General features: G+C 61.2%; 14 protein-coding genes. 12 read left to right on the plus strand and 2 right to left on the minus strand.

Translation table 11 applies throughout. The features are described from left to right. From J3O30_RS27930 to J3O30_RS27955, 6 genes are all read left to right on the plus strand, one after another. Positions 1-942, plus strand: coding sequence for an ABC transporter permease (locus J3O30_RS27930; protein WP_207585238.1), 942 nt, complete (start codon positions 1-3; stop codon positions 940-942). Beyond that, positions 942-1,811: an ABC transporter permease gene (locus J3O30_RS27935; protein WP_207585239.1), complete on the plus strand. Its 870-nt coding sequence runs from the start codon at positions 942-944 to the stop codon at positions 1,809-1,811. Before J3O30_RS27930 ends, J3O30_RS27935 begins: the two co-directional genes overlap by 1 nt. 35 nt (positions 1,812-1,846) lie before the next feature. Next, the gene (locus J3O30_RS27940) at positions 1,847-2,359 is read left to right on the plus strand and encodes a RidA family protein (RefSeq protein ID WP_207585240.1); all 513 of its coding nucleotides are present in this window, start codon (positions 1,847-1,849) and stop codon (positions 2,357-2,359) included. 70 nt (positions 2,360-2,429) lie between these two features. Then, a complete protein-coding gene (locus J3O30_RS27945; RefSeq protein WP_207585241.1) occupies positions 2,430-3,626 on the plus strand; it encodes an aminotransferase class V-fold PLP-dependent enzyme in 1,197 nt (398 codons plus the stop codon). Positions 3,627-3,643: 17 nt separating this feature from the next. Then, the gene (locus tag J3O30_RS27950; RefSeq protein ID WP_207585242.1) at positions 3,644-5,479 is read left to right on the plus strand and encodes an ABC transporter ATP-binding protein; all 1,836 of its coding nucleotides are present in this window, start codon (positions 3,644-3,646) and stop codon (positions 5,477-5,479) included. A gap of 84 nt (positions 5,480-5,563) precedes the next feature. Next, positions 5,564-6,385 carry a bifunctional allantoicase/(S)-ureidoglycine aminohydrolase gene (locus tag J3O30_RS27955; protein ID WP_207585243.1) on the plus strand — a complete coding sequence of 274 codons (822 nt, stop codon included), beginning with the start codon at positions 5,564-5,566 and terminating at the stop codon, positions 6,383-6,385. Positions 6,386-6,418: 33 nt separating this feature from the next. Here J3O30_RS27955 and J3O30_RS27960 read toward each other — a convergent pair whose 3' ends face one another. After that, the gene (locus J3O30_RS27960) at positions 6,419-7,348 is read right to left on the minus strand and encodes a TauD/TfdA family dioxygenase (RefSeq protein WP_207585244.1); all 930 of its coding nucleotides are present in this window, start codon (positions 7,346-7,348) and stop codon (positions 6,419-6,421) included. Positions 7,349-7,665: 317 nt separating this feature from the next. On the opposite strand from J3O30_RS27960, the gene J3O30_RS27965 reads away from it, so the two are divergent. From J3O30_RS27965 to J3O30_RS27975, 3 genes are all read left to right on the plus strand, one after another. Further along, positions 7,666-8,073, plus strand: coding sequence for a carboxymuconolactone decarboxylase family protein (locus J3O30_RS27965; protein WP_207585245.1), 408 nt, complete (start codon positions 7,666-7,668; stop codon positions 8,071-8,073). A 583-nt stretch (positions 8,074-8,656) separates the two neighbouring features. After that, on the plus strand, positions 8,657-9,493 hold the full coding sequence (locus J3O30_RS27970) for an alpha/beta hydrolase (protein ID WP_207585246.1): 837 nt from the start codon (positions 8,657-8,659) through the stop codon (positions 9,491-9,493). A gap of 83 nt (positions 9,494-9,576) precedes the next feature. Then, positions 9,577-10,254: a gamma-glutamylcyclotransferase gene (locus tag J3O30_RS27975; RefSeq protein ID WP_207585630.1), complete on the plus strand. Its 678-nt coding sequence runs from the start codon at positions 9,577-9,579 to the stop codon at positions 10,252-10,254. Positions 10,255-10,273: 19 nt separating this feature from the next. Here the strand turns inward: J3O30_RS27975 and J3O30_RS27980 are convergent, their stop codons facing one another. Beyond that, positions 10,274-11,173 (minus strand): LysR family transcriptional regulator, encoded by a 900-nt coding sequence (locus tag J3O30_RS27980; RefSeq protein ID WP_207585247.1) that lies wholly within the window; start codon positions 11,171-11,173, stop codon positions 10,274-10,276. Between the two features lie 117 nt (positions 11,174-11,290). Between J3O30_RS27980 and J3O30_RS27985 the strand changes: the two genes are divergently transcribed. The 3 genes from J3O30_RS27985 to J3O30_RS27990 all read left to right on the plus strand — a co-directional run bounded on the left by J3O30_RS27985 (position 11,291) and on the right by J3O30_RS27990 (position 14,064). Further along, complete coding sequence (locus J3O30_RS27985) at positions 11,291-12,223, plus strand: VOC family protein (RefSeq protein ID WP_207585248.1); 933 nt, start codon at positions 11,291-11,293, stop codon at positions 12,221-12,223. Between the two features lie 128 nt (positions 12,224-12,351). Beyond that, positions 12,352-12,480, plus strand: a complete 129-nt coding sequence (locus tag J3O30_RS33655; protein WP_259669602.1) for a hypothetical protein — start codon at positions 12,352-12,354, stop codon at positions 12,478-12,480. Positions 12,481-13,374: 894 nt separating this feature from the next. Further along, positions 13,375-14,064 (plus strand): hydrolase, encoded by a 690-nt coding sequence (locus J3O30_RS27990; protein WP_207585249.1) that lies wholly within the window; start codon positions 13,375-13,377, stop codon positions 14,062-14,064. The last annotated feature ends 19 nt before the right edge of the window (positions 14,065-14,083 follow it).

Below are 14,083 nucleotides of genomic sequence, written 5' to 3' on the forward strand. Positions count from 1 at the left end.
ATGATCCGCTACATCCTCCAGCGCCTGTTCGGCATGATCGTCGTGATGTTTCTCGTCGTCACGATCGTCTTCGTCATCGTGCGCGTGACGCCGGGGGACCCGGCTGCCGTCATGCTCGGGCCAGATGCGACGCCGCAGGATGTTGCCGATCTTCGGGCCCGCCTCGGCCTCGATCAGTCGCTCGGCCTGCAGTACGTCTATTATATCGGTCAGCTGCTGAGGGGCGATCTCGGCCAGTCGATCTTCCTCAACATGCCGGTCACCTCGGCTCTGCTCGACCGCGCCGAGCCGACCTTCTTCCTGACGCTGTTTTCGCTGGCCATTGCCGGCGTCATCGCGCTGCCGATCGGCATCTATGCGGCCTATCGGCGCGGCTCCTTCGTCGACCAGGCGGCAACGACGCTGGCGATGTTTGCCGCCAGCATCCCAAGCTTCTGGCTCGGCCTCATCCTGATGCAGTTCTTCGCCGTTCGGCTCAACCTTTTCCCGGTCTCGGGTTATGGCGGCCCCGGCTCGACCTTCCTTGAGCGGATGTATCATCTGACCCTGCCGGCCTTCGCGCTCGGCATCGTCTCCTCGGCGCTGATCCTGCGTTTCACCCGCGCGTCGATGCTCGATGTGCTCGGCGATGATTATATCCGCACGGCGCGCGCCAAGGGGCTGGTCGAGCGCAAGGTCATCCTCAAGCACGCGCTGAAGAATGCGCTGATCCCGATCCTGACGGTGCTCGGCCTGACGGCGGCGGTGCTGATTTCGGGCGCCGTCGTCACCGAGACCGTCTTCGGCCTGCCGGGTGTCGGCAATCTCGTCGTCTCGGCGGTGCTGCGCCGCGATTACCCCGTCATCCAGGGGGCGCTGCTCGTCATCGCCGCCCTCTACGTGCTGATCAATTTTGCAATCGACATGCTCTATCTGCTGGTCGATCCGAGGGTGCGCTACTGATGGCCGATATCGCGATCAAGCCCGCCGAGAGCGAAGGCAGCAAATTCGTCCGCCGCCTGCTGAAGCGCAAGACGGTGGCTTTCGGCCTGCTGATCCTGACGATCTTCGTGCTGCTGGCTGTCTTCGCCCCTGTCGTCGCGCCCTATTCGCCGTCCAAACTTTCCATCGTCAACCGGCTGAAACCGCCGAGCGGCACCTTTTTCTTCGGCACCGACGAGTTCGGCCGCGACGTCTTCTCGCGCACGATCTTTGCCGGCCGCCTGTCGCTGCTCGTCGGGGTGGCGGTCGTCAGCCTGTCAGCCGTGATCGGCGTGACACTCGGCCTGCTTGCCGGTTTTTTCCAGAAGCTCGATACGCCGATCGCCCGGCTGATCGACGCGATGATGGCCTTTCCCGATATTCTGCTGGCGATCGCGCTTGTCGCCGCCCTCGGTCCCTCCTTGACCACGGTTATCATCGCGCTGTCGATCGTTTATGCGCCCCGCCTTGCCCGCATCGTCCGTGCGTCGACGCTGGTCATTCGCGAGCTGCCCTATGTCGAGGCGGCAAGGGCGCTCGGCATTTCGACCTTCCACATCATGACCCGGCATGTGCTGCGCAATCTGCTCTCGCCGATCCTGGTGCAGGCCACCTTCCTCTTTGCCAGCGCCATGCTCGCCGAAGCCGGGCTCTCCTTCCTCGGCCTCGGTGTCAGCCCCGAAATCCCGACCTGGGGAACGATGATCGCCGCCGGCCGCCAATATATCGGCCAGGCCGACTGGATGACGCTGTTTCCGGGTGTCGCCATCATCCTCTCGGTACTGTCGCTGCAGATGGTCGGCGACGGCCTCAGGGACATGCTCGATCCAAGACTTCGCAAGGACCTTTAATCCGCCGACCAGACGTCGGCCCAATCCAAATTTGCATGACAGGAGTTTGCGTGAATCAGTTTCCCACCGCCGCCGGCAAGGTCGAGAACTCGCCTTACCAACGGTTAGCCGCCCTCGGCATCAAGCTTCCGCCGCCGCCGCCGCCGATCGCCAATTTCGTGACGCATGTGGTGGAGGGCAATATGCTCTACCTCTCCGGCCAGGGGCCGCGCGAGGCCGATGGCTTCCTGCATGCCGGCAAGGTCGGCGCCGGCGTCAGTGTCGAGGAGGCCTATCGGCATGCACGGCTGACCGGCATCAATCTGCTCGCTGTCATGCATGATGCGCTCGGCGATCTCTCCCGCGTCAAGCGGGTGGTCAAGCTGCTCGGCATGGTCAATGCCGTGCCTGAGTTCGAGGATCATCCGAGCGTCATCAACGGCTGCTCGGATCTGCTGATCGCGGTCTTCGGCGCGGCCGGCGAACATGCCCGCTCAGCCGTCGGCTTCGGCTCGCTGCCGGGCAACATCACCGTCGAGATCGAGGCGATCGTTGCCTTGAATGGCTGACGAGAGCTTTCATATTTGGAGAAGGGTCCACCCAGGGCCCGTTCCTCGACCCAGACTTCTGGAGACCTTCATGCCCAATGATATCAGACCTTCGCTCGGCCTTCGACCCGTCATCAACGTATCCGGCACGATGACCAGCCTCGGCGCGTCGATCGTCGTGCCGGAGGCGATCGAGGCGATGGCATCGATCCTGCCGCATTTCGTCGAGATCAACGACCTGCAGCGCAAGGCAAGCGCCATTATTGCCCGGCTGACCGGCGGTGAGGCGGGCTTCGTCACCGCCTCCTGCTCGGCCGGCATTTCGCTGGCGGTCGCCGGCGCCATCACCGCCGACAATCTGCTGGCGATCGAAAAGCTGCCGGATGCCGTGCCCGAGAAGAACGAAGTGCTGGTGCAGATGGGCCATGTGGTGAGCTACGGCGCGCCGGTCGACCAGGCAATCCGGCTTGCCGGCGGCAAGGCCGTGCTGATCGGCCAGGCGACCTCGACGCATCGCTTCCACATGGAAAAGGCGATCACCGACAAAACAGCCGCCGCCGTCTATGTCGTCTCCCACCATGTCGTCGATTACGGCCTGTTGAACCTCAAGGAATTCGTCGAGGTCGCCCATGCCAAGGGCGTGCCTGTGATCGTCGATGCCGCCTCGGAATACGATCTCCGGATTTTCCTGGAGCAGGGGGCCGATATCGCCCTCTATTCCGGCCACAAGTTCCTCGGCGGCCCGACCTCCGGCATCGTTGCCGGCCGGAAGGAACTGGTGCGCCATGCCTTCCTGCAGAACATGGGCATCGGCCGCGGCATGAAGGTCGGCAAGGAAAGCATCTTCGGCGTCATGGCAGCGCTGGAAGCCTGGGAAAACCGTGACCATGCCGGCATCCGCGAACGCGAGACCGGTTATCTCAACCTGTGGAAGCGCACACTCGATGGCCGCCCCGGCCTGACCTCGCTGATCGAGCCTGACCCGACCAACAATCCGCTCGAGCGGCTGCGCCTGATCGTCGATCCCGAAGAGGCCCATATCACCGCCTGGGACTTGGCCGATGCGCTGGCGAGGGGCAACCCGCCGATCATCGTGCGCGACCATGAGGTGGAGCACCGTTATTTCTATCTCGACCCGTGCAACCTGCATCCGGGCCAGGACGTCATCGTCGCAAACCGCCTGGCCGAGGAACTCGACAAGGCGCGCGCTTCCAACGAAATCATCGCGACGCCGATCGAAAACCGCAGCCGGCACCGCTTCGATGCCGCGCTGCGCTGGCCGGATTAAGCCGCAAGGGGAGCGATATGGCTGAGGTTCAAGCGCAACCGATCGAGACGAGCGCACCCGTTCTTTCCGTCGACAGGCTAACCACCTCCTTTCTGGTGGATGGCGCCTGGAAGCCGGTGGTGCGCGATGTCTCGTTCACCGTCGCACCCGGCGAGACGGTGGCGATCGTCGGCGAATCCGGCTCGGGCAAGAGCGTCACCTCGCTCTCCATCATGCGGCTGCTGCAGGCGGATACGAGCCGCGTCGACGGCCGCGTGCTGCTCGGCGGCCGCGACCTGCTGGCCTTGCCGGAACATGCCATGCGGCAGGTGCGCGGCAACGAGGTGGCGATGATCTTCCAGGAGCCGATGACATCGCTCAATCCGCTCTTCACCATCGGCGACCAGATCTCCGAGGCGCTGCTTTGCCATTCCGATATGAGCCGAGCCGATGCCAAAGCCGAGACGATTAGGCTGCTGGAAAAAGTCCGCATCCCCTCTGCCGCCTCGCGTTTCGGCGAATATCCGCATCGTTTTTCCGGCGGCATGCGCCAGCGGGTCATGATCGCCATGGCCCTTGCCAGCCGGCCGAAACTGCTGATCGCCGACGAGCCGACGACGGCGCTCGACGTGACGATCCAGGGCCAGATCCTCGATCTCATCAAGATGCTGCAGGAGGAGGAGGGGACCTCGGTTCTGTTCATCACCCATGACATGGGCGTCGTCGCCGAGATCGCCGACCGGACGGTGGTGATGTATCGCGGCGAACAGGTGGAAAGCGGGCTCACCGCCGATATTTTCCACCGCGGCAGACATCCCTATACCAGGGCGCTGCTATCGGCCGTGCCGGTGCTCGGCTCAATGCAGGGCCGCCAGCGGCCTCTGCGTTTCCCCGTGGTCAATACGGCGACGGGGGAATCCGACATTCCGGCCGAAGCCGCCGATACGGTCGCGATGGCGCCGGTCCTTGAGGTGAAGAACCTCACCAAGCGTTTCGACATTCACTCCGGCCTGTTCGGCCGGCTGACCAGCCGCGTGCACGCGGTCGAGAACGTCTCCTTCGATCTCCATGCCGGGGAGACGCTGTCGCTCGTCGGCGAGTCCGGCTGCGGTAAATCGACGACGGGGCGCGCCATCTTGCGGCTCATCGAGCCGCAAGCCGGTTCCGTTCTCGTCGAGGGCAGGGAGGTGCTCGGCCTCGACAGGAGGGAGCTGCGCGAGATGCGAAAATCCGTGCAGATGATCTTCCAGGATCCCTTTGCCAGCCTCAATCCGCGCATGACGGTGGGTGCGGCGATCGCCGAACCCTATCTCGAACACAGGATGGGCAATGCAAAGCAGGCAAGGGACGTGGTCGCCGACCTGTTGGTGAAGGTCGGCCTGTCTGCGGATATGGCGGCGCGGTATCCGCATGAATTTTCCGGCGGCCAGCGCCAGCGCATCTGTATTGCCCGGGCGCTTGCCTTGCAGCCGAAGGTCATCGTTGCCGACGAAAGCGTCTCGGCGCTCGACGTTTCGATCAAGGCGCAGGTGATCAACCTGATGCTGGACCTGCAGCAGAGCCTCAACCTCGCATTCCTGTTCATTTCGCACGACATGGCGGTGGTCGAGCGCGTCAGCCACCGGGTGGCGGTGATGTATCTCGGCGAGATCGTCGAGATCGGCCCACGGGCCGCCGTCTTCGAAAATCCGCAGCATCCCTACACCAGGAAACTCATCGCCGCCGTGCCGGTGCCCGATCCGGACCGCCGCCACGAAAAGCGGATGGTGGCCAATGACGAGATCAAGAGCCCGATGCGCTCGGTCGACTACCAGCCTCCGGCCACCTTCTATCGTGAAGTCGGACCGGGCCATCTGGTGATGGCCGATCGGTAGGTTCGCTTGGCCCAATGGCAGTTGCCTAACGGGCTGGCGGCGCATAAAGCAGATGTAGTGACACCTGCCTGGAAAGCCGCATCAATGGACAAGACAGAGTATTATTCGAAGCTTGGCGGTCTGCCGCCGCAGACCCAATTGCTTTCCGGCAAGGCCGTTTTCACCACGGCTTACGCGGTCATCCCGCGCGGCGTCATGAGCGATATCGTCACGAGCGTCCTTCCGCATTGGACGGGAACGCGGGCATGGGTTCTGTCCCGGCCGCTTTCCGGCTTCTCCGAGACCTTCTCGCAATATGTTATGGAAGTTCAGCCGGGCGGCGGAAGCGACCGGCCGGAGCCGGACAAGCGGGCCGAGGCGGTCCTCTTCGTCGTCGAAGGCGGCATGACGGTGGAGCTTGAAGGCGTCAGCCACGCGCTGCGCGCCGGCTCCTTCGTCTATATCCCGGCCGGTTCGGCCTGGCGCCTGAAAAACGATGGCTCGACCGCGGCGATCTTCCATTGGATCCGCAAGGCCTTTCAGGAGGTCGAGGGGCTGGAGCTGCCGCCGGCCATCGTCACGCATGAGGATGACCATCCGATCCGGGCGATGCCCGACACCGATGGGCGCTGGGGCACGACCCGCTTCATCGATCCAGCCGATGTGCGCTACGACATGCACGTCAATATCGTGACCCTGGAGCCAGGTGCGGTGATCCCCTTCATGGAAACCCATGTCATGGAGCATGGCCTTTATGTGCTTGAGGGAAAGGCGGTCTATCGCCTCAACCAGGATTGGGTCGAGGTCGAGGCCGGCGACTTCATGTGGCTGCGCTCCTTCTGCCCGCAAGCCTGTTACGCCGGCGGCCCCGGCCGGTTCCGCTACCTGCTCTACAAGGACGTCAACCGGCACATGAAACTCTGGTAGAACCTGCGCCGGGCGACATCCATGCGGCCGTGATCACGCCGCCGTTGCTTGTCGCTTGGCAGCCTTCACATGGGTTGTGCTGCGGCGACCGTCGACGCTGACGGGGACGTCGCCGTCAACAGTGGCGCGGCGCACCACCCGGTGCTGGTCGCCATAATCGTTGACAGCATAATGCTGGGTGGCGCGATTATCCCAGATCGCGACATCTCCGGCTCTCCAGCGCCAGCGCACGGTATTTTCCGGCGCGGTGACGTAGGACTGGAAGACCTCGTAGAGTTTGGCGGAATCGGCCTTCGATACGCCGATCAGGCGCTGAACGAAATTCCCAAGCAGCAGCGATCTTTCGCCGGTTTCCGGATGAACACGCACGACCGGATGCTCGGTCTCGTAGATGGTCGAGGTGAAAATCTCCTCGAAATGCTTCTTCTCTGCATCCGTGGCGCGAGGGCGCACGGCGGCATAGTCATAGGCATTGCTGTGAATGGCCCATAAATTATCCGCCAGCAATTTGAGCGGCGCCGGCAGACTTTCGTATGCCGCATGGGTGTTGGACCAGATCGTGTCACCGCCGGCTGCCGGAATGACGACGCCGCGAAGGACAGAAAATTTGGGGTAGGCGTCGACGAAGGTAACGTCGGTGTGCCACTGGTCCGCTCTGCCGCCGCCGCGGCTGGAATCGAGGTTGAGGATGGAAGCGGTGCCGGCGACCGGTCCCTGGGTTGGATGCGGCACGAGGTCGCCCAGGCGGCGTGCGAAGGATTCCTGTTCGGAATCGTCAAGATGTCCCTGGTCGCGGAAGAAGATGACCTTGTGCTTCAGGAGAAGCTGATTGATGGCCGCCACCGTTGCATCCGAAAGTTCTCCGCCGAGGCGGATACCTTTGATTTCGGCTCCGACACGGCCGGTCAGCGGCACGACATCGGTGTCGGGAATGATCTGATTGACGAGAACCGGATTGCTCATGGAAATCTCCTGTTGATATGGGAAGAAGTCGGCAGGTCACATGCGCCCGAAGAAGCGTTCAAAGGGCGTTCGAAAATCTCATCGCTGAAATCGACAGGGTCATCGAACAAAATAATCTATAAAAGATATAGACAATAATTTCTAATTTTGCGTGTTTTCGTAAAAACAACCGACTTCGATCGTTCTTTCTTGCCGATGGTTTCCTCGCCGACGGGGAGACTGGCGGCGCCTGTCGTTTCTTCGTATCGTCCGCAGGCTGCGCCGGATGTCCCGGCAATTTCAGAGGCCGTAAATCGGCGCCCGGAGAGGAACTTTCGATGACAACAGTCAAACTCCTGTCGGACCAAGAGGCCGCAGCCATTCCGGCCGTGCAAGCCGTGTTCGACGACATCCGAGCGACACGCAAGACCGACTTCATCAACAACTTCTGGCGTGCCCTTGCAATCGATCCCGCAAACCTCAAACGCGTACGGGAAACGCTCAAATCGGTCATGACGGTCGAGGGCGCGATCGATCCGTTGACGCGCGAGATGATCTACATAGCGGTGTCAACAGCCAATGCTTGCCAGTACTGCGTTCAATCCCATACCGCTGCCGCCCGTGCGCGGGGAATGACCGATGCCCAACACGGCGAACTCCTGACGATCATCGGACTTGCCGGCCAGACAAACCATCTCGCTCTCGCCATGCAGGTTCCGCCCGATCCGGAATTTGAGGTGCGATAGAAACAAGGGACTTGGCGCTGGCATCACATGCGCAGCTGCCGCCATCTGCAATCTCCACCTCCAGATACGGGAGTGATATAATGCAACGTTAAATTGGCCGTTGGCTCTGGGAACCAGACACCCGCCTTCTGCTAAATACCCTCCAAGGATCCTTTCCTCGGCGCCTTGCGGGCCGCGAGGGATGCTGCAGGCATCTCAAAGAGATCGTTCTTCGTCCTGATGAAACGTCCGGATATGAACGCCGCCTTGCTCGATTTCGGGGGCGGCTTCAAGATCGGACCTTCACTTCTGCGAAGGCGCGTCTCATTATTGCAGACCCGGCAATAAAATAGAAACTATTCACGCAATTGTGGGTGTGAGGATCTGACGGCAATATCCATCCGTCAGACGAACACAGCGTCGCCTGAAGTTTTCAATGATGAAATCGCAAGACGCGAGATGGCTCAGAACCTTTCTTCCATGAACACGCAGGGGCGTACTACTCTCCGCAGGCGCCGCCGCAGCGGCCATGGCAATTTCACCCTCTCTCAGCTTCGCAGCCAATGCTGCTCCCGCCACCAACCCAATCGAAGGAACCAAGACAATGGCATATATAACCACCAACGACGGCGTTGAGATCTTTTACAAGGACTGGGGTCCGAAGGATGCGCAGCCGATCGTCTTCCATCACGGCTGGCCGCTGTCATCGGACGACTGGGACGCCCAGATGCTTTTCTTCCTTTCGAAGGGATACCGCGTCGTCGCCCATGACCGCCGCGGTCACGGTCGCTCCGCCCAGGTTGCCGACGGACACGATATGGACCATTACGCCGCCGATGCCTTCGCCGTCGCAGAAGCGCTCGACCTGAAGAATGCCGTGCATATCGGCCACTCGACGGGCGGCGGCGAGGTTGCCCGCTATGTCGCCAAGCACGGCCAGCCCGCCGGCCGCGTCGCCAAGGCGGTTCTCGTCTCGGCTGTGCCGCCGCTGATGCTGAAGACCGAGAACAACCCGGAAGGCCTGCCGATCGAAGTCTTCGATGGTTTCCGTTCGGCGCTCGCGACGAACCGCGCCCAGTTCTTCCGCGACGTTCCGGCCGGTCCGTTCTACGGCTTCAATCGTGATAGCGCGACAGTTCAGGAAGGTGTGATCCAGAACTGGTGGCGGCAGGGAATGATGGGCGGAGCCAAGGCCCACTACGACGGCATCAAGGCCTTCTCCGAAACGGACCAAACGGAAGACCTGAAGGCGATCACGGTTCCGACGCTCGTACTGCACGGCGAAGATGACCAGATCGTTCCGATCGCGGATTCGGCCCTGAAGTCGGCAAAGCTGTTGAAGAATGGTTCACTCAAGACCTATCCCGGCTTCTCGCACGGCATGCTGACCGTCAATGCCGATGTCCTGAACGCCGATCTTCTGGCCTTCGTGCAGTCCTAAACAAGACCCGGAGCCGCGATGTGAAAGCAATCGCGGCTCCGATCTTTTATTGAACACAGCACGAAATTCGGAACGGGACCATGATGCTGTTGACCCCAGAGCTTGTTGCCCTGACGTTGCGAGACGTCCTGGACGATGGCCCAGAACCGGGCTGGACACCACTCTCCGAGGCGGAACTTGACTGTCTCGTCGACAGGATTGAACGAGAGGCAGGTGGCGAACCGATTTGGGTCTTCGCTTACGGGTCCCTTATCTGGAACCCTGAGTTCGAGCCGGCAGCCCGAATGCCAGCATTCGCATATGGATGGCATCGATCGTTTTCGCTGAGGATCGAACGTTGGCGGGCAACCAGCGAACAACCAGGTCTGATGATGGTTCTCGAACGCGGCGGGCGTTGTGATGGTGTGGTACTCCGTTTATCCGAAGAGCGTCGCCGCCAGGATCTCGGTGCGCTCGTGGCGCGCGAAATCAAGTACCACGAAGTCGCCGCCATGGTCCGGTGGGTTCGCGTGCAGACGCCTGAAGGCATGAAGAACGCCCTGACCTTCTGGGCAAGTACCAGACGATCCGGCCTCACCAAGCCATTGCCGAGGCAGACCACCGCGGAGCTAATCGCAAACGCCTGCGGGCAGGGCGGATCGTGCGCGCAATATCTGCACAACACGATCGTTGATCTTGAGGCCGAGGGGATCCGAGACCGAAATCTCTGGCATCTGCAGGCGCTCGTGGCCGAGCAGATCAAGGCAAAGCAAGCAGCCTGATCGTCGTCCTAACTGAACGTCAATCCAGCATGACCATGTGCGCCGGGACTTGCTCTTCGAAGAACTTCGAGAAGGATGCGATCCGGGGCGGCAGGGCCTGATATGGCGGGTAGTAGAGCGTCAACCACAGGTCGGGCGGAGCCCATCCCTTGAAGACATGGACAAGACGACCGCTGCGGATGTGGTCGGCAATATTGAACCCCGGTAGCATGGCAACGCCCACACCGTCGGCGGCCATGTCCGCCAGAACCTCGCCACTGTTGGCGCTGAAGGCCCGACCTGCCGAAATCGTCATGCTGGATCCACCATCCGATAGCACCCAGTTCTCGCGCCGGCTCTCACCGCTATAGGCGAGACAGTCGTCAGGTGTCAGTTCGTTCGGGTGCTGCATTTCGGCGAACCGACTCCCGGGCGCCGCGATGAGTATCCGAGGAACGGCACGGATCTTGCGCCAGATCGTGAACTTGTCCGATGGTTGGGATGAGATGCGGATCGCCAGGTCGTAGTCGTCATCGACAATGTTCACCAATCCATCGGACAGCGAGATCTCGAAGCTCATCTTTGGATATCGTTCCTTGAATCCTGAAAGGATCGGCGGCAGCACTGCCTTTCCGAACCATGTCGGCGCGCTGATCCGGAGCCGCCCTTCGTCAGCCTTGTGAGTGTTCATCACCTCGCGCCGTGCGTCTTCGAGCGTCTTCACCGCAGGCTGGATCTGCGCGGCAAAGATCGCGCCATCGGTCGTGAGGGAAACCTGCCTCGTAGTGCGCACAAAGAGCTGAACGCCGAGTTCTGCCTCGAGCGCGGCGATGGCACGCGTGACGGCTGCGGGTGTCATGTCCAGTTCGCGGGCTACCTGGGCGAAATTCCGCTTCTCGGCGGCGAGGAGGAAGGTTCGGAGAGCTTTGTAATCGTTCATATCATTGTTTCAAAAATTGCAATTCAATCACAAGGAATATTGCAATTCTCGGCGGCGATCAACCGGCCTACATTCATATCAACACACGAACATCAACGCCCATTGAAAGGCATCGACATGATCAAGGATATCAAGGGACTGCATCACGTGACCTCGATGGCATCGGATGCGCGGCAGAACAACCGCTTCTTCACCGACACGTTGGGCCTGCGCCGCGTCAAGCAGACAGTCAACTTTGACGACCCAAGCGTCTATCATCTGTATTACGGCGACGAGAACGGCTCAGCCGGGACGGTCATGACCTACTTCCCGTTCCAGAACATGATGCTGGGGCGTCCAGGCGTGGGCGAGGTCGGTGAAACGCAGTTCTCCGTGCCGAAGGGTTCGCTGAAGTTCTGGCAGGATCGCTTCACCGCTCAAGGTGTCGACGGGCTGGAAACGGACACCGTCTTTGGTGCCAACCGTCTTCGTTTCATGGGACCGGATGGCGACAGCCTTGCGCTTATCGAGTCCGCCGACGATACCCGCGCCCCATGGCTGGGCGACGGTATCCCTAGCGATGCTGCCATCCGCGGTTTCGCCGGCGCTCGCTTCAGCCTGCACGATATCGCAGCGACTGAAGAACTGCTCGGCTTCATGGGCTACCAACGCGCCGAAAAGGAGGGCGATGTGACTCGCTTCATCATTCCAAACGGAAACGGAGCGGACACGATCGATCTTGCAGCACTGCCGAAGACGCCTTTTGCCCGTCAGGGTGCGGGTTCGGTCCACCATATCGCGTTTGCGGTCGACAACCGCGAGAAGCAGCTTGAGGTGCGCAAGGCGCTGATGGATACCGGATATCAGGTCACGCCCGTCATCGACCGCGACTATTTCTGGGCGATCTACTTCCGCACGCCGGGTGGCGTTCTGTTCGAGGTTGCCACGAACGAGCCGGGCTTCAACCGAGACGAGGACACCGCGCATCTCGGCGAAGCACTCAAGCTCCCGAGCCGATACGAGGAATTCCGGGATGAGATCCAGGCCAACCTCGTGCCGCTGGCGGCCTGATGCCCAGCATTGATCGTCATGTGACGAAGAACTTGAAGCGTCGCGGATCCCTGAATCGCGGCGCTTCAGTGCGTCCTGCGCGAACGCCCGCAGCGATGAGCTATGTGGGCGTTGAGGGCGAGGGCGATATGCGCGACGAGAGAGCGGTCCGCGCCATCCTGACCGATCAGGGGCAGGAGGGCAGCGCCGATATCCCGCACCGTAGGATCATCCATGCCGCGACAGACAGCCAGATCATTCAGCCCTCACCTGTCTGATCCGCGAGTTCGGTCAGATGCTTCCGCGGGAGATGTATGACGAATGCTTCGAACTTTCCGCGGACGGCGATTGCCGCGCCCTGCGCAGACTTATGAGACAGACGGATCCTTTGGGATAAGATCTTCGGAGGAGAGGGCGGTCTGTTCTGCCATATGTCGGAATGCTCGACTCGATCAGATGGAGCACGATGAGAAACGCGTCGTCGGCCGGATATGACCACGGCAGGATCCCGCTCGGTGTAACCTCTGGCGACATAGGCCATTGTCATCTCGGCTTCCCGAAGAGGCCTCGTCACGAGAGTGCGTGCACTGCCCGCCTGGACCCATTCGCCCATATTGTTGGCGACCGCCGATGCTCCCTCACAATGAACTCTTATGAAGAGGGCGTGGAGGTCGAACAGACTTCCCGAGCCGCTGGTTTGCAAATTTCCGCTCAATCCACCGTTGTGGCGCGTCGGGTCATATTAGGATAGTTTCTCGCGCGAAGTTCGCCGCAGGTCTTGTCGAATAGTCAGATCCATGGAACGAAAGACAGGCAAATCTGGCCGCGCGCGCTGGAGCGGCCCAGGCGTTTCGGCGCCAGATTCCAGGCGTGGTTCCGACTCCCCTGATCGGGCGAGCGGCGGGCGCTTCCCCACTACGGAACGGCGGAAGCTGAGGCTTGATGTCCATTGTTGCGAAATGTGTAATTCATTCGCAAGTAATATTGCAATTCCGTGTCGAGAGCCGACGCAATAGATTTCTATTCAGCAGCCAAGACAACGAGTGAGCGGCTCTCAAAGGGAACCCGCAACACTCCAAGGATTGCAGAACGAGCGTCGTGCCGCGGCATCCGATGCTGCTGCCCATTCTGACACCGCACAGGCGGTCCAAACAACCGAAGAGGAATTGACTATGTCCAAGCTCGAAGTCCTGACCCCGGCAAACAGCCAGCTCATCTTCATCGACCAGCAGCCGCAGATGGCGTTCGGTGTGCAGTCGATTGATCGCCAGACACTGAAGAACAATGTCGTCGGCCTTGCCAAGGCCGCCAAGATCTTCAACGTCCCCACCACGATCACCACGGTCGAAACCGAATCCTTCTCGGGCAATACTTTTCCGGAACTGCTCGCCGTCTACCCGGAGAACGATATTCTCGAGCGGACCTCTATGAACTCCTGGGACGACCAGAACGTCCGTGACGCGCTGGCGAAGAATGCCGCCAACGCACGCAAGAAGATCGTCGTCTCGGGGCTCTGGACGGAAGTCTGCAACACGACCTTCGCACTCTCCGCCCTCCACGACGTTCCGGAATACGAGATCTACATGGTCGCCGACGCTTCGGGCGGGACTTCGTCCGACGCACACAAATACGCGATGGATCGCATGGTGCAGGCAGGCGTGATCCCGGTCACCTGGCAGCAGGTTCTGCTCGAGTGGCAGCGCGACTGGGCCCGCAAGGAGACCTACGACGCGGTCACCACGCTTGTGAAGGAACACTCCGGCGCCTATGGCATGGGCATCGACTATGCCTACACCCACGTCCACAAGGCCGCCGAACGCGTCGCCCACGGCAAGCGCATCGGCCCGAACCCCGCCAAGTAAGGCCTGCTCGGCCCGCTCC

The sequence above is a fragment of the Rhizobium sp. NZLR1 genome (assembly GCF_017357385.1).
GTDB lineage: Bacteria > Pseudomonadota > Alphaproteobacteria > Rhizobiales > Rhizobiaceae > Rhizobium.